This is a genomic window from Cryobacterium sp. 10C3 (assembly GCF_034314285.1).
Classification (GTDB): Bacteria; Actinomycetota; Actinomycetes; order Actinomycetales; family Microbacteriaceae; genus Cryobacterium; species Cryobacterium glucosi.
Window position 1 is genome coordinate 1,875,338 of record NZ_JAVIWF010000002.1, and the last position, 24,367, is coordinate 1,899,704.

Below are 24,367 nucleotides of genomic sequence, written 5' to 3' on the forward strand. Positions count from 1 at the left end.
GTGACCGGCAAGTACTGCGGGAAGAGGATCCTCAGTGCGCGAGGATCTTCGAAAGGAAGTCTTTGGCGCGGGTGGTCTGCGGGTTGGTGAAGAAACGGTCCGGGGTCGATTCCTCGACGATCTCGCCCTCGGTCCATGAAGATGACCCGGTTAGCGACCCTGCCGAGCGAAGCCCATCTCGTGGGTCACACACGAGCATGGTCATTCCGTCGTTGGCGAGATCGATCATGACCTCGAGAACCTCGTTGATCATTTCGGGGTCGAGTGCGCTCGTCGGCTCGTCGAGGAGGATGACCTTGGGTTCCATGGCGAGGGCCCTGGCGATCGCGACGCGCTGCTGCTGGCCGCCGGAGAGCTGAGCGGGCATCTTGTGGGCCTGGTCGGCGACGCCGACCCGCTCGAGGAGGGCCATCGCCCGGGTCTCGGCGTCGGCCTTGGACAGCCCGCGCACCTTGATCGGCCCGAGGGTGACGTTCTGCAGCACCGTCATGTGCGCGAACAGGTTGAACGCCTGGAAGACCATGCCGACGTCTGCCCGCAGCCGGGCCAGGCCCCTGCCCTCTTCGGGAAGGGCCTGACCGTCGATCGTGATGACGCCGGAGTCGATCGTCTCGAGGCGATTGATCGCCCGGCAGAGCGTGGACTTGCCCGACCCGCTCGGGCCGATGACGACGACGACCTCGCCACGGGTGACGACGGCGTTGATGTTCTTGAGGACGTGCAGCTCGCCGAAGTGCTTGTTGACATCGGTAACGACCACGAGGGGCTCGCCCCGACGCACCGTGATGTTCGACGTAGCCGGCGTGGGATCTGTAGGCTCCATATCCCCCAATCTAGGGGAAATTGTTAGCAGCGCAAACCAATCCGCACGCCGGCGGGCCCGGTTCCCGCGACTAGCTGCGCTGCGCGAAGGCGCTTTCGTACAGGCAGACGGATGCCGCGGTCGCGAGGTTCATCGATTCGGCGTGGCCGTAGATCGGCACGGTGATCGAGCGGTCGACGAGGGCCAGGTCCTCATCGGTCAGGCCGCGGGCCTCGTTGCCGAACAGCCAGGCTGTCGGCGCGAGAAGGAGTCCCTGATTGCGGGCGGCGAGCAGGTCGGTGCCCTTGATGTCGGCGGCGAAGATCTGGAGGCCGGCGAAGCGGGCGCGCTCGCGGACGTCGTCAAGGGTGACGCCGACGGCGACGGGCAGGTGGAAGATCGAGCCCGTGGACGAGCGCACGACCTTGGGGTTGTAGAGGTCGACGCTGCGACCGGTGAAGATCACGGCGTCGGCGCCGGCGGCATCCGCTGCCCGGATGATCGTGCCGGCGTTGCCCGGGTCGCGCACCTCTTCGAGGATCGCGATGAGCTTCGGTTCCTTGGCGAAGATCTCCTTGACCGAGGTGGGGAACTGGTGGCAGACCGCGACGAAGCCCTGCGGGGTGACGGTGTCCGCCATCGTCTCGAGGACCTGCTCGGTGACGAATTCGACGTCGACGCCCGCATCGACGGCGGTTTCGGCGATCTCGGGGTGGCGCTCGAGGGCCGTCGGGGTTGCGTACAGCTCGACGACGAGCTCCGGACGGAAGTTCAGGGCCTCGGCGACGGCCTGCGGGCCCTCGAGAAGGAACAGCCCGGTCTCGGAGCGCGCGGCCCGGTTCGACAGCTTCGCAACGGCCCGCACGCGCGGAGAACGGGGATTATCTAACATGCTCCCAGCCTACTTGCCGGGGCTGTGGCGGCGCGGTTGCCGCGCTGACAGCCGGCCATAGCCATCTCATAGCGCCGGCATAGCTGGCCCATGGACGCACTCGGCAAGCTCAAAGGATCAACCTTTGGAGGAGCCATGACCGGCCACATCGTTCCGGGTCACGTGACCCGCCCACCCGTATCCGTGCCGCGCACATCCGGCGCGACCACAGGGTCCAGCACGTCCGGCGCCGCAGCGCCGTCGACGGCGCGCCGCGGACTGATCGCCCGGATCATTCTCGGAGAGCGCACGGACGCCGCCTGGATCCGGCCGTCGTTCTGGGCGCTCCTGATCGTCACCGGCCTGCTCTACCTCTGGAACCTGAGCGAGAGCGGCTGGGCGAACAGCTTCTACGCCGCCGCGGTGCAGGCAGGGTCCAGGAGCTGGACCGCCCTGTTCTTCGGATCTCTCGACTCCTCGAACTTCATCACCGTCGACAAGCCGCCGGCATCGCTCTGGGTGATGGGGCTCTCGGCGCGGATCTTCGGTTTCTCGAGTTGGAGTGTGCTCGTGCCGCAGGCGCTGATGGGCGTCGCGGCCGTCGCCCTCGTCTTCGCGACCGTGCGGCGCAGCCTCGTGGCCTTCGGCCAACGGCTGGGCGCCGTCGGCGGGCTCGTGGCCGGCGCGGTGCTCGCGTTCACGCCCGCCGCGGCGCTGATGTTCCGCTTCGACAACCCCGATGCACTCCTGACGGTGCTGATGACGGCTGCCGCGTACTGCGTGGTCCGCGCGCTGCCCGCCGCGAGCTGGCGCTGGCTCGCCCTCGCCGGCGTCGCCCTCGGCTTCGCCTTCCTGACCAAGATGCTCCAGGGCCTCCTCGTGCTGCCGGCCTTCGGCCTCGCCTACCTGCTCCTGGCGAATACGACCGTCTGGCGCCGCCTCGCACACCTCGGCGTCGCCGCGGGCGCCCTCGTCGTGTCGGCGGGGTGGTGGGTGCTCGCGGTCGCCCTGTGGCCGGCATCCGCTCGCCCATACATCGGCGGGTCCACGGACAACACCGTGCTCGACCTCGTCTTCGGCTACAACGGCCTCGGTCGGATCTTCGGGGCGACCGCAGGCGGCGGCGGAAACGCGGGGGCAGCACGACAGCCGCGGCCGGCTCGAGCTTCGGCGGAGCGACCGGGCTCAGCCGCCTGTTCAGCAGCGAGATGGGCCTCGAGATCTCGTGGCTGCTGCCGACGGCGCTGCTCGCCCTGGTCCTCGGTCTCTGGGCCACCCGGAAGCGGCACCGTACCGACGGCGCCCGCGCTGCTCTCGTGATCTGGGGCGGCTGGCTGCTCGTGACGGGACTCGTCTTCAGCTACATGAGCGGCACCATCCACCCGTACTACACCGTCGCCCTCGCCCCGGCGATCGCGGGCCTCGTCGGAACCGGCGGCGTCGTGCTCTGGCACGGCCGTTCGCACTGGTTCGGCCGGCTCGGCCTCGCCGCGATGATCGCGGCCGCCGGCGCCTGGGGCTTCGTGCTCCTGTCCGAGAACGCGGACTGGCTGCCGTGGCTGCGCTGGACGCTGCTCACGGTGACCCTGCTCGGCGCGGCCGGTTTCGTCGTCGGTGCCGCATTGAGCTGGCGCCGCCTCACGACCGTCGCGGTTCTGGTCGGCATGCTCGGCGGCCTCGGCGGGAGCGCGGCATACGCGATCGCGACGGCTTCGGTCGCGCACAACGGCTCGATTCCCGCTGTCGGTTCTGTCTCGTCCTCGAGCGGAATGGGCGGCGGCGCGGGCGGCGCGATGGGCGGTGCCCCCACCGGCGACGGCGGCGGCACGAGGCCCGATGGCGGCACGGCGCCGGACGGCGCAGGCGGCACTCCCCCGACGGGAGGCACCGGCGGTCCGGACGGCTCGGGCACGACCGGAACGACGGGCACCGATACCGGCTCCGGCACGAGCGACACGGGCACGGATGCCGCGGCGAACGCCGGCGACTCCGGCTCCGCTCCCTCCGGCGCGGGTTCGGATTCCGCGACCTCGTCCGAGCTCACCGCCCTGCTCACGGCCTCGACGGCTCGCTGGGCCGCGGCGGTCGACGGATCGCAGTCCGCTGCGACGCTCGAACTGTCCACCGGCGTCGCCGTGATGGCGATCGGCGGCTGGAGCAGTGACCCGACGCCGACCCTCGCCGAGTTCCAGGCGTACGTCGCGACCGGTGACGTCGGCTACTACATCTCCGGAAGCCAGGGCGGCGGCATGGGCGGCGGCGACAGCACCGCGACGGCCATCGCGACCTGGGTGGCCGCGACATACACCGCGACCACGGTCGGCGGCTCGACGGTCTACGACCTCTCGACCCCCACCGCCTGACCCGGTTCCGGGCGCGGGAACGCAAAAACGGGAGTGGGCCCTGGGGCCCGCTCCCGTTTTGGGTGATGCGGAGTGCTGGTGGAACGAACTGCTCGCGAACTGAACGGCGCTGAAGCGTGAAGGCTAGGCCTTGACCTTCGGTGCGGACGTGTCGGCGGGCAGTGCTGCCTTGGCGCTCTCGACGATGGCGGCGAAGGTGGCCGCTTCGTTGACCGCGAGGTCGGCGAGGATACGACGGTCGACCTCGATGCCGGCCAGGGCGAGGCCCTGGATGAGGCGGTTGTAGGTCAGGCCGTTCTGGCGGGACGCAGCGTTGATCCGCTGGATCCACAGGCGACGGAAGTCACCCTTGCGTGCACGACGGTCACGGTAGCTGTAAGTGAAGGAGTGAGTGAGCTGCTCCTTGGCCTTCGTGACCAAACGGGAGCGCTGGCCGCGGTAACCCTTGGCGCGCTCGAGGATGACGCGGCGGCTCTTGTGAGCATTGACCGCTCTTTTTACTCTTGCCATTTTCTTGTTCCTTTAGGGGTACGGGGTCTAGCGACCGAGAAGCTTCTTGATGACCTTGGCGTCGGCCTTGGCCAACACCTGGTCGTGGTTCAGGCGGGACTTGCGCTGGGTGCTCTTGACCTCGAGGTTGTGGCGCAAACCGGCCTGCTGCTTCATGATCTTGCCGCTGCCGGTTACCTTGAAGCGCTTCTTAGTCCCGGAGTGGGTCTTCATCTTAGGCATTTTTTTCCTCCTGTTTCGCTGCCTTATCAGCAGCTCTATGTGCATTGGCCTCTGCCTTGGCCTCTGATTTGTTCTTCAGTGGGCCAATCACCATGACCATGTTTCGACCGTCGATAGTCGGGCTCGATTCGACCGAACCGAATTCCGCGACATCCTCGGCAAATCTTTGGAGCAGTCGTACGCCCTGGTCGGGACGGGACTGTTCACGGCCACGGAAAAGAATCATGGCCTTGACCTTGTCGCCGGCCTTGAGGAAGCCTTCGGCGCGTTTGCGCTTGGTCTCGTAGTCGTGCGTGTCAATCTTGAGGCGGAACCGAACTTCCTTAAGAATGGTGTTCGCCTGGTTGCGCCGGGCCTCCTTGGCCTTCTGCGCAGCCTCGTACTTGAACTTGCCGTAGTCCATGATCTTTGCGACCGGCGGCTTGGAGGTAGGGGCAACCTCGACGAGGTCCAGATCCGCCTCCTGTGCCATGCGCAGTGCGACGTCAATGGCCACGACCCCGATCTGCTCGCCGGCGGGGCCGACAAGACGGACTTCAGGGACGCGGATACGGTCATTTGTACGGGGATCGCTGATGCGTCTCTCCTTCTCTCATGCATCGTGACTACAGCCAGGCAACGGATGCCGCCTGGCGACGAAGAGAGGAAAATCGCGTGCGAAATGGTGGAGCGTTATTGCTCAAACACTGCGTACGGCACCCTGTCTACCTTCGCGCCACTGTTTCCAGTGCCACGACGGCGGAGTGCAAACAACCCGGTAACCTTTGTGAAGCGGTATGCGCGGGTGGGAGATTATCCACTTTCGTACCGAGATAAATACCTCGGAGCCCGGACGAGTCTAACAGAGGAATGCAGTGACCAGTAGCACAAGCCAGGATGCCAGCCAGGAAACCCGCGATATCGCCGATGTGGCCGCCGTGGAGATCATCACGACGGCGTGCGTGCACCTGATGAGCGCCGCTGCGGTGAAGTGCGGGCTCGCCGACGACCCCGACACGCAGATCGACCTCGACGAGGCCCGGAAGCTCATCAACGCCCTCGCCGGGCTCGTGACGGCGGCCGCCCCCGACATCGCCGACATGCACGCGCGGAGCCTGCGCGACGGGCTGCGTTCGCTGCAGCTCGCGTTCCGCGAGGCCTCCGCGATCCCGGACCCGATCGGCGCGGGCCCAGGCGAGAAGTACACCGGCCCGGTCAACTAGCCCGATCACCCTTCCCTGAGGTGTCGCATATCGACGTTCCCGCGACCCGCGAACGTCGATATGCGACACCTGAGCCGGCACGTCAGGTCTGGCAGCGGGGACACCAGTAGGTGACCCGCTGCTCGAGCTCAGAGCGGCCGAGCGTGCCCTGGCGGATGCGGGTGCCGCAGCGTCGGCAGGGCCGGCCGGCACGGCCGTAGACCCAGGACTGTTCGCCGCGGCGGGCGGAACCCGTGGTGATCCGGTCGGTCCTGCCGCGGTTCGCGACGATCAGCCGGTGCGCGAGGTCGACGAGACCGGCGACATCCGTCACGTCGGCCACCGGCCGGGTGGGCAGCACGCCCCGCAGGAAGCAGAGCTCGTTCACGTACTCGTTGCCGAGACCCGCGAGGTTCGCCTGGTCGGCGAGTGCGACCGCGATCGGACGCTCGGGCCGGTCCTCCAGGCGGCGCACGGCCTCGGCGGGGTCCCAGTCGGCGCCGAGCAGGTCGGGGCCGAGGTAGTCGAGCCTGGCGCCTTCCTCCCCGATGGGCAACACCTCGAGCACCCCGAGTTCGAAGCCGACCGCGATCCAGTCGGCCGTCTCGAGCACGGCCCTGGCCTGGAAGGCCGGCCGCTTCCAGGCCGAGCCGTGCCGGTAGAGGTGCCAGGCGCCCTCCATCTTCAGGTGTGAATGGATGCTGGCCTCCCCCACCCGGATCAGCACGTGTTTGCCGCGACTCGTGACCTCGTGCACGGTGTCGCCGGTGAGATCGACGGTCGCATAGGCCGGCACGCGGATGTCGCAGCGGGTCAGGACGGCCCCGCGCAGCGCCGTGTCGAGGTTGTGCGCGGTCAGCCAGACGGTGTCGCCCTCAGGCACGGTCGGCCTCAGGCATGCAGCTTCAGTCCCTTCGGCGTCACGCCGAATCCGGCGGCCTGGAGCGCGCGGCCGAACGGGGTGCCGATCACGAAGGCGCCATTGACCGTCTCGACGCCGAGTTTGGCGATCCGGCCGCTCGTCACCGTGGCGGCGAGGGCACCGGCCGCGGCCGCGAAGAGTGCGTCACGGGCGGCGGCGACGTCGGCACCGATGGGAGCACCAACGGCATCGTCGGCATCGGCGCGGTTACCCGCCGGCACGGCGCCGGCGTCGACATCGTCGGCCCCTCCGACCTGGCTTCCGTCGAAGGCGAGCACGGTCTTGCCGCCGCGTTCGACGTAGAGCGCGAGGGCGCCGTCGACGAGCACGACGATCGCGCCGGCCTTCCGGGCAGCACGGTGAGTGGTGCCGGCCGGCAGGGCCGGCCACGGCAGCACGGCCCCGTACGGGTTGGCCGGGTCGGTCGCGGCGAGCGTGACGACGACCGGCGCCCCCTGCCCTGCCGCGGCGGGACCCGCTCCCCGGCCACCGTGCGCGCCGGACTCCGACTCGGTGAAGGAACGCAACCGGTCGATCGTTCCGGCGGTCGCGAACTGTGCGGCGCCGAGCCCGTCGATGAAGTAGCCGCGCCGGCAGCGGCCGGATTCCTCGAAGCCGCTCAGGGTGCGGTAGACGAGCGCGAAGCCGCCAGTGACGCCCTCCCCACGACGGCGCCGCGGGTGACGACCCCGTAGCGTTCGAGCAGGGTCTCGCCGAGGGCATGGGCGCGGCGGGTGGGTGAATCGTCGGCGACAGGCACGATCGACCAGCGGCCGGACACCGTCGGCGGTCCGCCGCGCAACGGCATCGCCGACCGGGCAAACCCGCGGCCGCCGTGCAGGCGTGCCCGAGGCACCGCCCTCCGGGTGCTGTGCGCCGTGCGGCCTCCGGAAAGCAGCGCCCGCACCGGGGCGAAGGTGTCGTTGCCGACGAGGCCGGCCCAGACCAGGTCCCAGAGGGCGTCGGCGAGGAGCACGTCGTCCTGGCTGCCGACCGCGTCGGCGAGCTGCCGGAAGAAGAACCCTCCCCCGCCGCCGAGGGTCGCGAGCACCTCGCGCTGCAGCTCCGTGGTCTCGACGAGGGCTGGCGGCGGCAGGGTGAGCGCGGCGGTCTCGGCGAGGTACAGGCTGATCCAGCCGTCGTTGCCCGCGAGGGTGCCTGCCCCCGCCCAGAGCACCTCGCCCGCGTTGGTGAGTTCGTCCAGCATCGCCGGCCGGTAGTCGCTCACCCGGGCGGGCAGCACGAGCGATTCCCAGGCGGACGCCGGGATGCGGGCCCCCTCGAGCTGTTCGATGACGGATGCGACGCCGTCGACGCCGCGCAGCCGTCCGCCTACATGTTGCCAGGACGGCAGGAACCGGCCCATCGTGATTTGATCGACGGGCTCGACCTCGTGGCGGAGCGCCGCGAGGGACCGCCTGCGGAGTCGGCGCAGAACCTCGGCGTCGCACCATTCGCTGCCGGTGCCGTGCGGCCGGTACTCGCCCTCGATCACCCGGCGGGTGCCGGCGAGACGTCGCAGCGCCCCGAGGGCGACGACCGGACCGAGACCGAAGCGGTCGGCGACATCCGCCACCGTGAACGGGCCGTGCGTCCGCGCGTACCGGCTGACCAGGTCGCCGAGCGGGTCTGGCACGGCCTCGGTGAAGGCGGCGGGCACCCCGAGCGGCACCGGAACGCCGAGGGCGTCGCGAAGCCGGCTGGCGTCCTCGATCACGGCCCACCACTGGCGGCCGGCGAACCCGGCCCTGAGTGCCCTGCGTGCGGCGACGAGCTCGAGCAGGCCGGTTTCGGCGTCGGGGTCGTCCTGGGTATCGAGCCGGGCGGCGACCTCCTCGGTCGTGAGGGGCCCGAGCTGGCGGAGGAGGTCGGCGATACCCTCGACGCCCCGCGCGTGCCGGTCGGCGGGCAGGCGCTGGAGTTCGGCATCCGTCTGCTCGATCACGGCGGGGTCGAGGAGCTCTCGCAGTTCGACCCTGCCGAGCAGCTCCGCGAGGAGGCTCGAGTCGAGGGACAGCGCCGTGGCCCGGCGCTCGGCGAGCGGTGAGTCGCCCTCATACATGAACGCGGCGACGTAACCGAAGAGCAGGGTGCTCGCGAAGGGGCTCGGGGTCTCCGTGCGGGTCTCGACGAGGCGGATCGTGCGGCTGTTGATCTTGCGGGTGAGGTCGAGCAGGGCCGGCAGGTCGTACACGTCCTGCAGGCATTCCCGCACGGTCTCGAGGATGATCGGGAAAGTGGGGAACGTGCGGGCGACCTCGAGCAGCTGGGCGGCCTTCTGCCGCTGCTGCCAGAGCGGCGACCGGGTGCCGGGGTTGTACTTCGGGAGCAGCAGGGCGCGGGCGGCGCACTCACGGAACCGGGCGGCGAAGAGGGCGGAGCCGCCGACCTCATCGGTCACGAGCTGCTCGATCTCCTCCGCCTCGAAGACGAAGAGTTCGGCGCCGGGCGGTTCGGCGTCGGTGTCGGGGATGCGCGCGACGATTCCGTCGTCGCTTGCGACGCACCCGCCGTCGAGCCCGTAGCGTTCCCGCACCCGGGCGGCGACCGCGAGCGCCCACGGCGCGTGCACCTGCATGCCGTATGCGGAATGCAGGATCACCCGCCAGTCGCCGAGTTCGTCGCGGAACCGTTCGACGACGAGGGTGCGGTCGGTCGGCAGCTGGCCGGTGGCCGCGCGCTGGTCGGCGAGGAAGACCAGGAGGTTGTTCGCGGCGCGCTCATCGAGCCCCCGGCCGCGCAGCGGACCCGGGCGGCGGCCTCCGGCAACGCGGAGACCTCCCGGACGAAGGCGCCGACGGCCTCGCCGAGTTCCGCCGGCCGGCCCAGGCCGTCACCCTTCCAGAACGGCAGCCGCCCCGGCTCGCCGAACGCCGGGAGCACGAGCACCCGGTCGTGGGTGATCTCCTGGATCCGCCAGCTCGTCGTGCCGAGTGCGAAGACGTCGCCGACCCGGGATTCGTAGACCATCTCCTCGTCGAGTTCGCCGACACGACGCCCTGTGGTCTGCTCGCCGCCGACCATGAAGACGCCGAAAAGCCCGCGGTCGGGAATGGTGCCGCCGCTTGTGACGGCGAGGCGCTGCGCGCCGGGACGCCCGGTGAGCAGGCCGGTGTCGCGGTCCCAGACGATCCGGGGGCGGAGCTCGGCGAACTGGTCGGAGGGGTACCGCCCGGCCAGGAGGTCGAGCGTTGCCTCGTATGCCGAGCGGGGCAGGCCCTGGAATGGGGCGCTGCGGCGCACGATGTCGAACCAGTCCTCGGCCTGGATCGGCTCGAGCGCCACCGCCGCGACGGTCTGCTGGGCGAGAATGTCGAGCGGGTTCGAGGGCACCGCGATCGACTCGATCAGTCCGGCGACCATCCGCTCGGCGGCGACGGCGGCGTGGATGAGGTCGGCACGGTGCTTGGGGTAGATGACGCCGCGGGAGATCTCGCCGACCTGGTGCCCGGCGCGGCCGACCCGCTGCAGCCCGCTCGCGACAGAGGGCGGAGACTCGACCTGCACGACGAGGTCGACGGCACCCATGTCGATGCCGAGTTCGAGGCTCGACGTCGCGACGACGCAGCGCAGCCGCCCGGCCTTGAGGTCCTCCTCGATCATCGAACGCTGTTCCTTGCTCACCGAGCCGTGGTGCGCGCGGGCGAGCAGGGGCTCGGCCCCTGCGCTCTGGCCGCTCGCTCCCATCAGGTCTGCCGGCGGCCGCACAGGGCCCGCTGAACCGCGTGCTGAGCCTTCACCGACTGAGCCCGCACCGTCTGAGCCCGCACCGGCTGCGCCCGCTGCAGCGCCCTCGGCAGCGGATGCCGGTGCGACCCCTGCCCCGACCGGCGCGAGCTCGCCCGCGGCCTGCTCCGCGGCATCCGCCAGGCGCCCGGCGTAGATCTCGTTGAAGCGCGCGGTCAGTCGCTCGGCAAGGCGGCGCGAGTTCGCGAAGACGATGGACGAGGAATGCGCGAGCACCTCGTCGACAATGGCTTCTTCGACGTGCGGCCAGATCGAACCGGCCTGCGGCGCGGCGGCCGCTGTCGACCCCTCCCGTTCGGGAACGGGGCCCAGCTGCGTCATGTCGTCGACGGGGACGACGACGCGGAGGTCGAAGCGCTTGCCCGCGGCAGGATTGACGATCTGCACGGGGGCGGCGCCGCCGAGGAACCGGGCGACCTCCGCGGCCGGGCGGACGGTCGCAGAGAGACCGATCCGCTGCGCCGGCCGCGCGAGCAGCTCGTCGAGGCGTTCGAGAGAGACGGCGAGGTGGGCGCCGCGCTTGCTCGACGCGACGGCGTGCACTCGTCGATGATGACGGTGTCGACACCCCGCAGGGAGTCACGGGCGGCGGAGGTGAGCATCAGGAAGAGCGACTCGGGGGTCGTGATCAGGATGTCGGGGGGCGTCTTGACGAGGCTGCGCCGGTCGGCGGCCGGGGTATCCCCCGAGCGCACGCCGACGGTCACCGTGACCGGAGGGAAGCCGAGCCGGGCCGCCGCCTGGGTGATGCCGACGAGCGGAGCGCGGAGGTTCCGTTCCACGTCGACGCCGAGCGCTTTGAGCGGGGAGATGTAGAGCACCCGGGTGCGCGGCAGCGGGGCGGCGACCGTCCCTGCGGCATCCGTGGCCGCGGAAGACTCAGGGGCCGGCGTCGCCAGCCGGTCGATGGCCCACAGGAAGGCCGCGAGGGTCTTGCCCGAGCCGGTCGGGGCCACGACGAGCGCGTGCGAGCCACGGGAGATGGCGTCCCAGGCGCCGAGCTGGGCCTCGGTCGGCGCGGCGAAGGCCTGGCCGAACCAGGCCCGGGTGGCGGGCGAGAATCTCTGCAGGACCTCGGTCATCTCTCCATCTTCCCGCCCACCCCTGACAATCGGCCCCAGCGACCGGCCCGGTCAGCGTGACGCGGCGAGCTGCACGCGCAGGGAATCGACCTGGGTGGCGATCGTGTCGCTCGCCGACCACCGCGCGGCGAGCCGGGCGAGCGTCGCGTCGAGTTCGGCGCGGGTCAGGCCGTCGACGAGCTCGAGGCGCACCACGAGCTCTGGCCCGGCGAGCCGGCCGAGCGGGTCGCCGGCGGAGAGCGCGACGCCGAGCACGCTCAGCTCGCTCGTGATCGACGCCGCGAAGGCGTCGGCGACGGCGCGGCTCGCGTAGCTCGGCGTCCAGGGCTGGCCTTGCGCGATCGCCCACAGGGCCGGCCTCCGCACGACATATTCGGTCGGCGCGGTCGGGTCGAGCACGACGAGGTCGGTGTTCTCCTGTGCCGCGGCGAGGGCGATCCGGATGCCGTCGGCCGGCACCGGCCGCGCCGCACTGTTCCACGCTGCCATGGCTTCGGCCGAGGTGAACACCGGGAGCACGTTCCGACCGTCCGGTCCGGCGACCGTGATGACCGAGAGTTCCTGGGTCTTGTCGACGAGGAGACCGGCGTCGGTGTGCCCGGAGTCGCCGAGCGCCGTCACGAGCGGGATCAGCAGCCGGGACGAGCGGATCGCGTCGACGACGGCCTCCTCCCCGGACTCCCTGTCGCGGTAGCGGGCGAGGGCGGCGAGGAGGTCGAGCGGGGCCGATCCGTCGTCGTCGGCGTGGTCGTTGGCTTCGAAGGCACGGCCGGCCCAGGGCTGCCCGGCGGAGTCGGCAGGGACGCCGGCGCGACCGGGGCCTCCCTGGCCTTCTGGGCCCCCGGGGAGGCCGGTCGATCCGAGATTAACGGCCGGCGACATCCAGGGCCTCACCGAGGGTGAAGGCGCCGGCGTAGAGCGCCTTGCCCACGATCGCGCCCTCGAGTCCGAGCGGGACCAGCTCGCGCAGGGCGACGAGGTCGGCCAGGCTCGAGATGCCGCCGGAGGCGACGACGGGACGGTCGGTGTGCGCGAGCACCTGCCGGAGCAGGTCGAGGTTCGGACCCTGCAGAGTACCGTCCTTGGTGACGTCGGTCACGACGTAACGGGAGCAGCCCGCTTCCTCGAGGCGGGCGAGCACCTCCCAGAGGTCGCCGCCTTCCTTCGTCCAACCGCGGGCGGCAAGGGTCGTGCCGCGCACGTCCAGGCCGACGGCGACCTGGTCACCGTGTTCGGCGATCACGCGGGCAGCCCAGTCCGGGTTCTCCAGGGCCGCCGTGCCGAGGTTGATCCGGCTGACGCCCGCGCCGAGCGCCGCCTGCAGGGAGGCGTCGTCGCGGATCCCGCCGGACAGTTCGATCTTGACTCCGGAGACCTCGCGGATGACCCGGCTGATCACGTCGGTGTTCGTGCCGCGCCCGAAGGCCGCGTCGAGATCGACGAGGTGGATCCACTCGGCGCCCTGCCTCGCCCAGTCGAGGGCGGCGTCGACGGGGTCGCCGTAGTTGGTCTCGGTCCCGGCCTCGCCCTGGGTGAGGCGCACGGCCTTGCCGTCTGCGACGTCGACAGCCGGGAGCAGGACGAGGCGGGGGTGGTTTCAGTCACGGTAGTCCTCAGATCAGGGATGGGTGCGGCCGGGCCGCCGAACAAAAGCGAGAGGGGACGGTCAGTCCCGCAGGGTACCGATCCAGTTCTTCAGCAGGCGGATGCCGGCCTCGCCCGATTTCTCCGGGTGGAACTGGGTCGCGGAGAGCGGTCCGTTCTCGACAGCGGCGAGGAACGGTCCGCCGTGTTCCGCCCAGGTGAGCCGGGGCCGCGGGAACGGCGGCGTGACCTCGAGCGTCCACTCCTGGGCGGCGAAGGAGTGCACGAAGTAGAACCGCTCGTCCTCGATGCCGGCGAAGAGGCGCGAGTCCGGGTCGGGGGTGACGGTGTTCCAGCCCATGTGCGGCAGGATCTTGGCGGGCAACTGGGCGACGGTGCCGGGCCATTCGCCGAGTCCCTCGGTGTCCGAGCCGCGTTCGACGCCGTGCTCGAACAGGACCTGCATGCCGACGCAGATGCCGAGCACCGGCCGTCCCCCGGCGATGCGGCGGTCGACGATCTCGTCGCCGCGCACGGCGGTGAGGGCGCTCATCACGGCGCTGAACGCTCCGACGCCGGGCACGACGAGGCCGGAAGCCTCGAGGGCGGTGCGGCGGTCGCTCGTCAGGGTCACGTCGGCGCCGGCGAGTTCGAGGGCTTTGACGGCCGAGTGCACGTTGCCGGTGCCGTAGTCGAAGACGACGACGCTCGTCACAGGGCGCCCTTGGTCGAGGGGATGCCGGAGACGAGCGGGTCGTAGGCCTTGGCCTGACGGAAGGCGCGGGCGAAGGCCTTGAATTCGGCCTCGGCGATGTGGTGCGGGTCACGGCCGCCGAGCACGGTGACGTGCACGGTGAGGGCCGCGTTGAATGCGATCGCCTCGAAGACGTGGCGCACCATCGAGCCGGTGAAGTGTCCGCCGATGAGGTGGAACTCGAAGCCGGCAGGCTCCCCGGTGTGCACGAGGTACGGGCGGCCGGAGATGTCGACGACAGCCTGGGCGAGGGCGTCGTCGAGGGGCACGAGCGCGTCGCCGTAGCGGGAGATGCCGGACTTGTCTCCGAGCGCCTGCCGGATGGCGAGTCCGAGCACGATGGCGACGTCTTCGACGGTGTGGTGCACGTCGATCTCGATGTCCCCCGACGCGCGCACGGTGAGGTCGGTCAGCGAGTGCTTGGCGAACGCGGTGAGCATGTGGTCGTAGAACGGCACCGAGGTGTGGATGTCGGAGACGCCGGTGCCGTCGAGGTTGATCGTCAGGTCGATGCTCGACTCGCTCGTCTCCCGCTGCAGGTGCGCGATGCGGGCCTGTGCGGTCGATGACTGTGCGGCCGGTGACTGTGAGCTCATGCGGCTAGTTTATTGGCCCGGGCGGTTACGCGTGGCCCAGTGCTTCGAGGGCGTCGAGGAATACGCTCGTCTCGCGCTCGGTGCCGGCCGTGACCCGCAGGTGGCCGGGGATCCCGACGTCGCGCACGAGGATGCCCTCGGCGAGCAGCGCCTCGAAGGTTCCGCGCGGGTCGGAGACCCCGCCGAACAGCACGAAATTGCTCCAGCTCCGCAAGGGGCGGTAGCCCAGCCGGTGCAGCTCGGTGACGAGGCGGTCGCGCTGGCCGCGGATGTCGTCGACCATGCGCAGCATCTCCGGCGTGTGCGCGAAAGCGGCGACGGCCGCGGCCTGGGTCAGCGCGGAGAGGTGGTACGGCAGGCGCACGAGCCGCAGCGCATCCGTCACGGCCGGGTCGGCGGCGAGGTAGCCCACCCGGGCCCCGGCGAATGCGAAGGCCTTGCTCATCGTGCGGGAGACCAGCAGGCGTTCCCTGCCGGGCAGCAGGGTGAGAGCGGATGCCGTTCCCACCGGAGCGAATTCGGCGTAGGCCTCGTCGACGACCACGATGCCGTCACAGGCGTCGTAGACGGCGGCGATCACGTCGAGAGAGAGCGGGGTGCCGGTCGGGTTGTTCGGGGAGCACAGGAAGACGAGGTCGGGATTGACCCGGTTGACCCAGTCGACGGCGCGTTCCGGGGTGAGTTCGAAGTCGGCGTCGCGGTCACCGGCGACCCAGCGGGTTCCGGTTCCCGAGGCGAGCAACGGGTACATCGAATAGGTGGGGGCGAAACCGAGGAGGGTGCGTCCCGGCCCGCCGAAGGCCTGCAGCACCTGCTGGAGAACCTCGTTGGAGCCGTTGGCCGCCCAGATGTTCTGACGGGTGAGACCGTGTCCGAGGTAGCGGGCCATCGCCTCGCGCAGTTCCGTGAATTCCCGGTCCGGGTACCGGTTGATCCCCCGGATAGCGGCGGCCAGTGCTGCGGCGATGTCGACGGCCACGTCCTCGGGGATGCCGTGGGTGTTCTCATTCACGTTGAGCGCGACCGGCACGTGCAGCTGCGGCGCCCCATAGGGAGTGAGCCCGCGAAGATTGTCGCGGAGAGGCAGGTCGTTGAGACTGGTCACTCCCCCCATGTTACCGATGGGCCTCAGCACCGGCGGGTCATATTGCCCGTGGTTCAGTATTTGGCTTGCTCAGTACTCCGGTGGTTCAGTATCCGGCTTGCTCACTGTCCGGCTTGCTCAGTATCCGGCTTGCTCAGTATTCGGCAGGGAGAGCCAAGCGCTGGCCCGGCTGCACGCTCTCGGAGGGCAGCTGGTTCAGGTTGACGATCTCGGCGATGACCTCGCGCGGATCGGCAGAAGGGGCGATGCGCTCGGCAAGCTGCCACAACGACTGGCCCGACTGGATCGTGACGTAGTCGAAGGTCGTCGCACTTCCACCCGCGTCGGCGCTCATGCCGCTGCCGCTCAAGGTGCTGCCGTCTGCGGCGGCGAGGCCGCCGTTGAGGGCGAGGGCAAGCGCGCCGACGACGAGGGGGACGCCGGCGATCGCGGTCAGCACGGCACGACCGCGCCGGGTGATGCGCAGCCGGGTGTGCGCCCCCGGGACCAGCTCGATTGTTGTGCTCATGTCTGCCTCCTGTGTATTCGTATCCGGCTCTCGGCCGGGAGAGCCGGATACGAAGCTATGTTCCGAATATATATTCGATTGTTCGAACAATCAAGACTTTCTCCGGTTATTATTGGGGTGAAGTACACGACACACTCGAATGAATGTCTGCACTTCGCCCCAGGCTGGTTACAGTTTCGATTGACTGGTGTGAACTCAACCAGCGACCACTGACATTCGGATACGGTCGCCTCACGGCATCCACCGGGGCGACCGCCCGCCACCGTCCACCGCCACCGACAGGAGCGACATCGTGACCCAGGACAGCGTGACCCCGGACAGCGTGACCCCGTTCGCCGGCAGTTCCCCCGAGCGCGGCGGAACACGTCGGAGGAAGAGCCTCAGCGACAAGCAGCGCGCGATCATGGACGTGATCCAGCGCTCTGTCGGCCAGCGCGGCTATCCGCCGAGCATGCGGGAGATCGGTGACGCCGTGGGCCTGTCGTCGCTGTCGAGCGTCACCCACCAGCTCAACCAGCTCCAGCTGAGCGGCTACCTGCGCAGGGACCCGAACCGGCCCCGGGCGCTCGAGGTCCTGATCGAGCTGCCGCAGTCGCCGGAGGACACCGCGGCCGGCGCCGCCGAGAACTTCCAGCAGGGTACCCCGGTGGGCGACGCGGCAATGGTGCCGCTCGTCGGGCGGATCGCGGCCGGTGTTCCGATCATGGCCGACCAGCAGGTCGACGAGATCTTCCCGCTCCCGCGCCAGCTCGTCGGCAAGGGCGAGCTGTTCATGCTCAAGGTCGTCGGCGAATCGATGATCGACGCCGCGATCATGGACGGCGACTGGGTCGTCGTCCGCCAGCAGAAGACCGCGGAGAACGGCGAGATCGTCGCCGCGATGCTCGATGGCGAGGCGACGGTGAAGGTCTTCCGGCAGCGTGACGGCCACACCTGGCTGCTGCCGAGGAACACCAACTTCGAGCCGATCCTCGGTGACCACGCCGAGATCCTCGGCAAGATCGTCGCCGTCCTGCGTTCCCTGTAGCTCCCTGTAGATCCCCCGTGCGCGCCAACTGCGCCGCTTCGCGCCAGGCAAGCCTGGCGCGAAGCGGCGCAAACGGCGCGTCGCGCGCGGCGGGTGTTCGCCGCGAGGAGGATCAGGCGAGGGCGGGCACGCCTGCGGCGAGGCGGGCGCGCACGATGCGGGTCGCCTCGATCATGTTTCCGAGAGACTCGACCGTCTCCGCGTAGCCGCGGGTCTTGAGCCCGCAATCCGGGTTCACCCAGACCTGACCGGCCGGGATGGCGGCGACGGCACGGTCGAGCAGCTCCGTCAGCTCGGCAACGCCCGGCACCCGCGGTGAGTGGATGTCGTAGACGCCCGGGCCGATGCCGTGGTCGAAGCCATTGGCCTGAATGTCCGTCACGACCTCCATCCGGGAGCGGGCCGCCTCGATGCTCGTCACGTCGGCGTCGAGAGCGCGGATCGCCTCGAGCACGACACCGAACTCGGAGTAGCAGAGGTGGGTGTGGATCTGGGTGGCGTCCCGCACCCCGGCGGTCGCGAGCCGGAACGAGCCGACGGACCAGTCGAGGTAGTCTGCGTGGCCGGCCTTCTTGAGCGGAAGCAGTTCGCGCAGGGCCGGCTCGTCGACCTGGATGATGCCGATTCCGGCGGCCTCGAGGTCGGCGATCTCGTCGCGGAGGGCGAGGGCGACCTGGCGCGCCGTCTCGCCGAGGGGCTCGTCGTCGCGCACGAAGGACCAGGCGAGGATGGTGACCGGGCCGGTCAGCATGCCCTTGACCGGCTTCGCCGTCAGCCCCTGCGTGTAGGTCGACCAGTCGACGGTGATCGGCTTCGGGCGGGAGACATCGCCCCACAGGATGGACGGGCGGGTGCAGCGGCTGCCGTAGGACTGGACCCAGCCGTTCTCGGTGACCGCGAAGCCGTCGAGGTTCTCGGCGAAGTACTGCACCATGTCGTTGCGCTCGGGTTCGCCGTGCACGAGCACGTCGAGGCCGATCTCCTCCTGCAGGGCGACGACCCTGGCGATCTCCGCGCGCATCAGGTCGCGGTATTCGGCGTCGCTGAGCACTCCGGTGAGGAAACGGGCGCGGGCACGGCGGATCTCCCCGGTCTGCGGGAAGGAGCCGATGGTCGTCGTCGGCAGGAAGGGCAGCGCGAGTGCGGCCTCCTGGGCGGCGAGCCTGTCGGCGTAAACCCCTCGGCTGTACGAGGCGTCGGTGAGCTCCGCGGCACGGGCCCTCACGGCACCGTCGCGGACGCCGGGGGCGGCGCTGCGGGAGGCGAGTGCGCCGGTCGCAGCGTCCAGTTCGGCGCTGATGGCCTCCCGTCCGTCGGCCAGGCCGCGGGCGAGGGTCACAACCTGGCCGACTTTCTCGTCGGCGAATGCGAGCCAGCTCACGAGTTCGGCGCCGAGCGCGGTCTCGTCCGCGACGGTGTGCGGGACGTGCTGGAGGCTCGTCGAGGTCGAGACGGCGATCCGCGGCGACAGTGCGCCGGCCCCGGTGACCTGAGCGAAGGCATCCGCCAGGTCACCGCGCCAGATGTTGTGCCCGTCGATGACACCGGCGACGAGGGTCTTCCCGTCCAGCCCTGGGGCGGTCTCGGGGAGCGTGCCGCGGACGAGATCAAGGCCGATGGCCTCGATCGGTGCGCCGGCGAGCACGGGCAGGGCGTCGTCGAGGCTGCCGTAGGGGGCAGCGACGAAGATCGCCGGACGCTGGGCGAGGTGCCCGAGGGTCCCGTACGCCCACTGCACGGCGCTGAGGGTCTCGGCGCGGGGCACGTGGATGCTCTCGCTGACGAGGCCGGGTTCGTCGAGCTGCACCCACTCGGCACCGGCGTCGGCGAGGCGCTGCAGCAGGGTCGCGTACACCGGAATGAGGTCATCGAGCCGGTCGAGGGGCTCGAAGCCCGCAGGGGCTTCGTCGCTCGGCTTGCTGAGCAGCAGGAACGTGACCGGGCCGACGATGACGGGCCGGGTCAGGAAGCCGGCGGCGCGTGCCTCCTCGAATTCGCGCACGATCCGGTCGCTCGAGAGGGAGAACTCCGTTTCCGGCCCGATCTCGGGCACGAGGTAGTGGTAGTTCGAGTCGAACCACTTGGTCATCTCGAGCGGGAGGCTGTCCCCCTCGCCGCGGGCGAGGGTGAAGTATCCGGCGAGGTCGATGTGCCCGTCGGCGTCGACGAGTCCGGCGAAGCGGGCGGGCACGGCGCCGACCGTGCAGAGCGCGTCGAGCATCTGGTCGTAGTAGGAGAACGACTCCGGGATGGCGGAGTCGGTGCGGCCGAGGCCGAGGGCGGCGAGGCGGTCGCGGGTGGCCTGACGGAGTCCGGCCGCGGCGGCCTCGAGTTCGACGGCGCTCGATGTGCCGGCCCAGAAGGATTCGACGGCCTTCTTGAGTTCTCGGCGCGGGCCGATGCGCGGATAGCCGAGGATCGTGCCTGCGGGGAACGGGGCAGTGCTGGTCATAACGTTTCCTTTGCGGTTGGGCGGTGCAGCGGATGCTGGCGGGTGGTGTGTGGGGCGGATGCCGCGGCGTGCAGGGTGCTTTCGGGCGCGACGGAAATCCGAGGCGCCCGTACGGCGTTCGGTGGAGCGGGAGCGGCGCTGGCGACCGGGGCGGGGCGGGGCGCCAGGCCGGGTTACACGATCGTGGGCAGTGCCGTCGGTGTCCGGACCGGAGCCGGCGCGCCGAGCAGGCCGCAGCCGTCGAGCACCTCCAGTACGGTCTCGTGCTGATTGAAGGCGTAGAGGTGCAGACCGGGCGCTCCCCCGGCGATCACCTGGCTGGCGAGGTCGACGGCGTGCTGGATGCCGATCTCACGCTGTCCTTCCTTGGTCGGTTCGATCTCGAGCCGGATGGACAGGTCTGCCGGCATCTGCTCACCGGAGAGTTCGATGATCCGCCGCAGCCTGGCCGGGCTGGTCACCGGCATGATGCCGGGCAGGATCGGGAAGAGCACTCCGGCTTCCCTGGCGCGCTGGACGAAGCTCAGGAAGTGGTCGGCGTGGAAGAAGAGCTGGGTGATGCCGAGGTTCGCGCCCGCGGCCTGCTTGGCGAGCAGGGTGTCGATATCCTGCGCCGAGGAACGTGACCGGGGGTGGCCGTTCGGGAACGCCGCAACGGCGATCCGCACCTTCTCGTGGCCGGGCTTGACGGCGCGTGCGGCGGGGATACCGGGGATGATCGTCTCGCGGTACGGGGACTTCTCGGCCTGAACCCGGTGGATGAGCTGCACGAGTTCGGCGGCGCTGCCGAAGTCGCCGAGGAACGCCTCGCCCTCCTTCGTGCCTGCCGGGGGTCGCCGCGGAGGGCGAGGAAGCTGCGCACTCCGGCGTCGAGGAATTCGCGGATCAGCCGGTTCGCCTCGTCGTGGGTGGAGCCGACGCAGGTGAGGTGGGCCATCGCTTCGACGTTCGTCGTGCGGAGGATGCGGCTGAGAACGTCGAGCGAGGAGCGGCGTGAGGATCCGTTGGCCCCGTAGGTGACCGAGAGGAAGTCGGGGCCCGCCGCTGCGAGATGGTCGATCGTCGTCGCGAGAGCGGATGCTGCGGCATCCGTCTTCGGCGGATACAGCTCGAACGAAAAGGGGATGCGCCGTGTGCGGGCGGAGTCCGTTGGAGTGGACATTCATTCCTCATTCGACAGTAGCCAGTGTGTGCACTGAATGGCCGGGCGGCCGCGGACCGCCAGAAAGCCCTGGCGGGTGTTCGCGGGCGGGTGCCGGGCTCGGCTGTCGCTCCATGCCGGCGGAAGAAATCCGTCGGCAACGATTGAAGAAAACTCTAGCAATCCCTTAATCGGATTGCACGAGTGTGACCGTTCGTTACCTGGTTCAGCTTGCGACGGCGGGCACGGCGGCCGCCGGTGCGACGGCGAACGGTGCGAACTGGGACTGGATCTCCGTCGTGACGAGGGCGCGCACCCGGGTGCCGGTTTCGGCGTAGTCCGTCGTGAGCACCGTGCCCTGGGCGTGCAGCATCGCGATCAGGTCGCCACGCTCGTAGGGAATGAGCAGGTCGAGTTCGATGGACGGGCGCGGAAGCAGTCCGGCGATCGCGGCGAGCACCTCGTCGACGCCCTCACCCGTGCGGGTGGAGACGAAGATGCCCTTCGGCCAGAGGCCGCGCAGCACGAGACGATCGTCGTCCGTGACGAGGTCGCTCTTGTTGAAGACGACGAGCTCAGGGATCTCCCGGGCGCCGACCTCACCGATGACCTCGCGGACCGTCGCGAGCTGGCTCGCCGGGTCGGGGTGGGAGGCGTCGACGACGTGCACGATGACGTCGGCGTCGGCGACCTCTTCAAGGGTCGACCGGAAGGCCTCGACGAGTTGGTGCGGCAGGTTGCGGACGAAGCCGACGGTGTCGGTCAGCGTGTACAGCCGGCCGTCGCTCGTTGTCGACTTCCGGACGGTCGCGTCGAGCGTGGCGAAGAGGGAGTTCTCGACGAGCACGCCGGCGCGCGTGATCCGGTTGAGCAGGCTCGACTTGCCCGCGTTGGTGTAGCCGACGATGGCGACGGAGGGCACGGCGTTGCGCTTGCGGTTGGCGCGCTTGGCCTCGCGGGCCGGCTTCATGGCCAGGATCTGCTTGCGCAGCCGGGACATCCGGGTGTGGATGCGACGACGGTCGAGTTCGATCTTCGTCTCGCCGGGGCCGCGGGAACCCATTCCGGCACCGGTTCCGCCGACCTGGCCACCGGCCTGGCGCGACATGGAGTCACCCCAGCCGCGGAGGCGGGGCAGCAGGTATTCGAGCTGGGCGAGTTCGACCTGCGCCTTGCCCTCCCTGCTCTTGGCGTGCTGGCTGAAGATGTCGAGGATCGTGGCGGTGCGGTCGATGACCTTGACCTTGACGACGTCCTCGAGGGCGCGTCGCTGGCTGGGCGCGAGTTCGGTGTCGGCGATGACGGTGTCGGCGCCGAGCGCCTTGACGATGCCGGCGAGTTCCTGCGCTTTGCCCTTGCCGAGGTAGGTGCTCGTGTCCGGGGTGGCGCGGCGCTGCATGAGGCCGTCGAGCACGGTGGCGCCCGCGGTCTCGGCGAGGGCAGCGAGTTCGCGCATGGAGTTCTCGGCGTCCGCGACAGTGCCCTGGGTGTAGAGGCCGATCAGGATGACGTTCTCGAGGCGCAGCTGCCGGTATTCGACCTCGGTGACGTCCTCGAGCTCGGTGGAGAGGCTGGGAACGCGGCGGAGGGCGTTGCGGTCTTCGCGGTCGAGCTGGGCGCCGTCATGGCCGTCATCGTGTTCGTCGGAGCGGGGCTCGGCGTCGAGGGCCTGGGCGCTCCCGCTGCGGAACAGGGAGTAGCCGGCGGCCTTGGAATCGGCACTGGCAAGGACCCGTGCCACAACGTCGTCGTCCGGGGTTTCAACTGGTTCAATCATTCCTTTAACCTTACTTCCTCGAAGAGCGGTAGGTTCCCTCTATGCCCTCCGACCATTACTTCACCCCTGCCCCCGACAGCAAGCTCAGGCTGCAGCAGGTGACCGTGCACCTGGGCGGTCAGGCGCGGGAGGTCACGACCGCCAATTCGGTGTTCAGTCCCGACCACATCGACACGGGTACCAAGGTGCTCCTCGAGAACACGCCGGCGCCGCCGCCGGGGGCGACTTCCTCGACCTCGGCTGCGGCTGGGGTCCGATCAGCTTCCACCTCGCGCTCGCTTCGCCGCGCGCCACGATCTGGGCGGTCGACGTCAACGAGCGCGCCCTCGACCTCGTACGGCTGAATGCCGAGAAGCTCGGGCTGACGAACATCACGGCCGTCACACCCGACCAGGTTCCCTCGCACGTGCAGTTCCGCACGATCTGGTCGAACCCGCCGATCCGGGTCGGCAAGAACGAGCTGCACAACCTGCTGAGTAGCTGGCTACCGCGCCTCGAGCCCGATTCGGATGCCTGGCTCGTCGTGCAGCGCAACCTCGGGTCCGATTCCCTGCAGCGCTGGCTCGACGGCGAACTCCCCCACGACTTCGCGGTCTCCCGCTTCGCGATCAGCAAGGGCTTCCGGGTCCTCCGCGTCAAGCGCCACGGCGACCCCACCCTCTAACCGCGAGAGCACTCCCCCGCTGAGCCCGCGCCCGCAAGGTTCCGCGAGAGCGGAGATATGGCCCTTTCGCGGACCGCGAAGGGGCCATATTCGTACTCTCGCGGCAGGGACGGGCGAATCCCCGACCTGGGGGCCTTGGTCAGTTGAGGCGGAAGACGCCGTCGTAGACGAGCTCGGCCGGCCCGGAGAGCGCGACGTGCTCGCCGTCCTCTGCAGGGAACATCCGCACGCCGAGCGTGCCGCCGGTCACCTCGACGCGCCACTGGTTCGGGGCTCCCGCGCCCGCCCAGTGCCGGGTCGCGAGGGCGGCCGCTGCGGCTCCCGTGCCGCAGGAGAGCGTCTCGCCGCTGCCGCGTTCGTGGACGCGCATCCGGATGTGTCCGACGCCGTCGACGACCAGGGGGTCGCCCGGCACCACGAATTCGACGTTGGCCCCGTCGGCCGGTTCGGGGTCGAGCTGCGGGATGTAGCCGAGGTCCGCGCTCTCGAGTTCACCGAGGTCCGCGAGGGCGACCACGACGTGCGGGTTGCCGACGTTGATCCCGAGACCGGGCCGGGCGACGGCGAGGTTCCTGGCACGGACGAGCGGTTCGCCGCCGTCGAGCCGCCAGCGGCCCAGGTCGACCTGGTAGCCCGCAGCGTTCCGCTGCACGTCACGGACGCCCGCGCGCGTTCCGACGACGAGGGTGTCCCCGCCGGGCACGTCGGCGAGGCCCTGTTCGGCGAGGAACCGGGCGTAGACACGGATGCCGTTGCCGCACATCTCGGAGAGCGTCCCGTCGGCGTTCCAGTAGTCCATGAACCACTCGGCCTGGTCGTCCTCCGCGAGGGCTGGGGCGCCGGCCTCGAGGCTGCGCGAGCGGACCGCGCGGATGATGCCGTCGGCGCCGATGCCGAAGCGGCGGTCGCAGATCGCGCGGATCTGCGCCGGGGTCAGCTCGATCTCCCCGTCCGGATCGGCGAACAACACGAAGTCGTTGCCCGTGCCCTGGCCCTTGGTGAAGTTGAGATCGATGCCCATCAGACCAGTGTAGGGAGCAGACCGGGCACCACAGACCC

At 69.9% G+C, this 24,367-nt stretch carries 19 protein-coding genes and 4 pseudogenes; 5 read left to right on the forward strand and 18 right to left on the reverse strand.

Annotation, left to right across the window (positions count from 1 at the left end):
- Positions 1–31 precede the first annotated feature (31 nt).
- A pseudogene (locus tag RGU41_RS09765) lies at positions 32–823 on the reverse strand (amino acid ABC transporter ATP-binding protein).
- Between the two features lie 70 nt (positions 824–893).
- Positions 894–1,694, reverse strand: coding sequence for an RNA methyltransferase (locus RGU41_RS09770; RefSeq protein ID WP_322136128.1), 801 nt, complete (start codon positions 1,692–1,694; stop codon positions 894–896).
- A gap of 135 nt (positions 1,695–1,829) precedes the next feature.
- On the opposite strand from RGU41_RS09770, the gene RGU41_RS09775 reads away from it, so the two are divergent.
- Positions 1,830–2,993 carry a glycosyltransferase family 39 protein gene (locus RGU41_RS09775; protein ID WP_322136129.1) on the forward strand — a complete coding sequence of 388 codons (1,164 nt, stop codon included), beginning with the start codon at positions 1,830–1,832 and terminating at the stop codon, positions 2,991–2,993.
- Positions 2,882–4,036 carry a hypothetical protein gene (locus RGU41_RS09780; protein WP_322136130.1) on the forward strand — a complete coding sequence of 385 codons (1,155 nt, stop codon included), beginning with the start codon at positions 2,882–2,884 and terminating at the stop codon, positions 4,034–4,036. Before RGU41_RS09775 ends, RGU41_RS09780 begins: the two co-directional genes overlap by 112 nt.
- A gap of 123 nt (positions 4,037–4,159) precedes the next feature.
- Here the strand turns inward: RGU41_RS09780 and rplT are convergent, their stop codons facing one another.
- Genes rplT through infC form a run of 3 tightly spaced genes read right to left on the reverse strand, consistent with a single transcriptional unit; the run spans position 4,160 to position 5,345 of the window.
- Entirely contained in the window at positions 4,160–4,546 is a 387-nt protein-coding gene (gene rplT, locus RGU41_RS09785; RefSeq protein WP_134446990.1) for a 50S ribosomal protein L20, read from the reverse strand.
- A 27-nt stretch (positions 4,547–4,573) separates the two neighbouring features.
- Positions 4,574–4,768, reverse strand: a complete 195-nt coding sequence (gene rpmI, locus RGU41_RS09790) for a 50S ribosomal protein L35 (RefSeq protein ID WP_134446988.1) — start codon at positions 4,766–4,768, stop codon at positions 4,574–4,576.
- Entirely contained in the window at positions 4,761–5,345 is a 585-nt protein-coding gene (gene infC / locus RGU41_RS09795; RefSeq protein WP_134446986.1) for a translation initiation factor IF-3, read from the reverse strand. The genes rpmI and infC overlap by 8 nt, the downstream gene beginning before the upstream one ends.
- Positions 5,346–5,622: 277 nt before the next feature.
- On the opposite strand from infC, the gene RGU41_RS09800 reads away from it, so the two are divergent.
- Positions 5,623–5,970, forward strand: a complete 348-nt coding sequence (locus tag RGU41_RS09800) for a DUF1844 domain-containing protein (RefSeq protein WP_134446984.1) — start codon at positions 5,623–5,625, stop codon at positions 5,968–5,970.
- Between the two features lie 82 nt (positions 5,971–6,052).
- Here RGU41_RS09800 and RGU41_RS09805 read toward each other — a convergent pair whose 3' ends face one another.
- The 8 genes and pseudogenes from RGU41_RS09805 to RGU41_RS09840 form a co-directional block, all read right to left on the reverse strand.
- Positions 6,053–6,832, reverse strand: coding sequence for a DNA-formamidopyrimidine glycosylase family protein (locus RGU41_RS09805; RefSeq protein ID WP_134446982.1), 780 nt, complete (start codon positions 6,830–6,832; stop codon positions 6,053–6,055).
- Positions 6,833–6,840: 8 nt separating this feature from the next.
- Positions 6,841–11,700: pseudogene (locus RGU41_RS09810) on the reverse strand (DEAD/DEAH box helicase).
- Between the two features lie 51 nt (positions 11,701–11,751).
- Positions 11,752–12,582, reverse strand: coding sequence for an SseB family protein (locus tag RGU41_RS09815; RefSeq protein WP_134559727.1), 831 nt, complete (start codon positions 12,580–12,582; stop codon positions 11,752–11,754).
- Entirely contained in the window at positions 12,566–13,243 is a 678-nt protein-coding gene (priA, locus tag RGU41_RS09820; RefSeq protein ID WP_416173147.1) for a bifunctional 1-(5-phosphoribosyl)-5-((5-phosphoribosylamino)methylideneamino)imidazole-4-carboxamide isomerase/phosphoribosylanthranilate isomerase PriA, read from the reverse strand. Before priA ends, RGU41_RS09815 begins: the two co-directional genes overlap by 17 nt.
- Positions 13,244–13,366: 123 nt before the next feature.
- The gene (gene hisH / locus RGU41_RS09825) at positions 13,367–13,999 is read right to left on the reverse strand and encodes an imidazole glycerol phosphate synthase subunit HisH (RefSeq protein WP_322136131.1); all 633 of its coding nucleotides are present in this window, start codon (positions 13,997–13,999) and stop codon (positions 13,367–13,369) included.
- Positions 13,996–14,634, reverse strand: coding sequence for an imidazoleglycerol-phosphate dehydratase HisB (hisB, locus tag RGU41_RS09830; protein ID WP_134446973.1), 639 nt, complete (start codon positions 14,632–14,634; stop codon positions 13,996–13,998). The genes hisH and hisB overlap by 4 nt, the downstream gene beginning before the upstream one ends.
- Positions 14,635–14,659: 25 nt before the next feature.
- Positions 14,660–15,739: a histidinol-phosphate transaminase gene (locus tag RGU41_RS09835; protein ID WP_370294541.1), complete on the reverse strand. Its 1,080-nt coding sequence runs from the start codon at positions 15,737–15,739 to the stop codon at positions 14,660–14,662.
- A gap of 133 nt (positions 15,740–15,872) precedes the next feature.
- Positions 15,873–16,247, reverse strand: coding sequence for a LysM peptidoglycan-binding domain-containing protein (locus tag RGU41_RS09840; protein ID WP_134446971.1), 375 nt, complete (start codon positions 16,245–16,247; stop codon positions 15,873–15,875).
- Positions 16,248–16,650: 403 nt separating this feature from the next.
- On the opposite strand from RGU41_RS09840, the gene lexA reads away from it, so the two are divergent.
- Positions 16,651–17,274 carry a transcriptional repressor LexA gene (gene lexA / locus RGU41_RS09845; protein WP_241975417.1) on the forward strand — a complete coding sequence of 208 codons (624 nt, stop codon included), beginning with the start codon at positions 16,651–16,653 and terminating at the stop codon, positions 17,272–17,274.
- 112 nt (positions 17,275–17,386) lie between these two features.
- Here the strand turns inward: lexA and metE are convergent, their stop codons facing one another.
- The 4 genes and pseudogenes from metE to hflX all read right to left on the reverse strand — a co-directional run bounded on the left by metE (position 17,387) and on the right by hflX (position 22,644).
- Positions 17,387–19,726 carry a 5-methyltetrahydropteroyltriglutamate--homocysteine S-methyltransferase gene (gene metE / locus RGU41_RS09850; RefSeq protein ID WP_322136132.1) on the reverse strand — a complete coding sequence of 780 codons (2,340 nt, stop codon included), beginning with the start codon at positions 19,724–19,726 and terminating at the stop codon, positions 17,387–17,389.
- Positions 19,727–19,899: 173 nt separating this feature from the next.
- Complete coding sequence (locus RGU41_RS09855) at positions 19,900–20,496, reverse strand: methylenetetrahydrofolate reductase (RefSeq protein WP_322136133.1); 597 nt, start codon at positions 20,494–20,496, stop codon at positions 19,900–19,902.
- 101 nt (positions 20,497–20,597) lie between these two features.
- Positions 20,598–20,888 (reverse strand): annotated as a pseudogene (locus tag RGU41_RS09860) (methylenetetrahydrofolate reductase); the annotation flags it as partial.
- Between the two features lie 205 nt (positions 20,889–21,093).
- A complete protein-coding gene (gene hflX, locus RGU41_RS09865) occupies positions 21,094–22,644 on the reverse strand; it encodes a GTPase HflX (protein WP_134559735.1) in 1,551 nt (516 codons plus the stop codon).
- Between the two features lie 41 nt (positions 22,645–22,685).
- Here hflX and RGU41_RS09870 point away from each other — a divergent pair.
- Positions 22,686–23,308 (forward strand): annotated as a pseudogene (locus RGU41_RS09870) (class I SAM-dependent methyltransferase).
- A gap of 139 nt (positions 23,309–23,447) precedes the next feature.
- Here the strand turns inward: RGU41_RS09870 and dapF are convergent.
- Positions 23,448–24,329: a diaminopimelate epimerase gene (dapF, locus tag RGU41_RS09875; protein WP_134446962.1), complete on the reverse strand. Its 882-nt coding sequence runs from the start codon at positions 24,327–24,329 to the stop codon at positions 23,448–23,450.
- Positions 24,330–24,367: the final 38 nt, after the last annotated feature.

Coding starts and splice junctions, on each gene's coding strand:
- RGU41_RS09770 (WP_322136128.1), bottom strand. CDS start 1,694: ATGTTAGATAATCCCCGTTCTCCGCGCGTGCGGGCCGTTGCGAAGCTG.
- RGU41_RS09775 (WP_322136129.1), top strand. CDS start 1,830: ATGACCGGCCACATCGTTCCGGGTCACGTGACCCGCCCACCCGTATCC.
- RGU41_RS09780 (WP_322136130.1), top strand. CDS start 2,882: ATGGGCCTCGAGATCTCGTGGCTGCTGCCGACGGCGCTGCTCGCCCTG.
- rplT (WP_134446990.1), bottom strand. CDS start 4,546: ATGGCAAGAGTAAAAAGAGCGGTCAATGCTCACAAGAGCCGCCGCGTC.
- rpmI (WP_134446988.1), bottom strand. CDS start 4,768: ATGCCTAAGATGAAGACCCACTCCGGGACTAAGAAGCGCTTCAAGGTA.
- RGU41_RS09815 (WP_134559727.1), bottom strand. CDS start 12,582: ATGTCGCCGGCCGTTAATCTCGGATCGACCGGCCTCCCCGGGGGCCCA.
- hisB (WP_134446973.1), bottom strand. CDS start 14,634: ATGAGCTCACAGTCACCGGCCGCACAGTCATCGACCGCACAGGCCCGC.
- RGU41_RS09840 (WP_134446971.1), bottom strand. CDS start 16,247: ATGAGCACAACAATCGAGCTGGTCCCGGGGGCGCACACCCGGCTGCGC.
- lexA (WP_241975417.1), top strand. CDS start 16,651: ATGGACGTGATCCAGCGCTCTGTCGGCCAGCGCGGCTATCCGCCGAGC.
- metE (WP_322136132.1), bottom strand. CDS start 19,726: ATGACCAGCACTGCCCCGTTCCCCGCAGGCACGATCCTCGGCTATCCG.
- hflX (WP_134559735.1), bottom strand. CDS start 22,644: ATGATTGAACCAGTTGAAACCCCGGACGACGACGTTGTGGCACGGGTC.
- dapF (WP_134446962.1), bottom strand. CDS start 24,329: ATGGGCATCGATCTCAACTTCACCAAGGGCCAGGGCACGGGCAACGAC.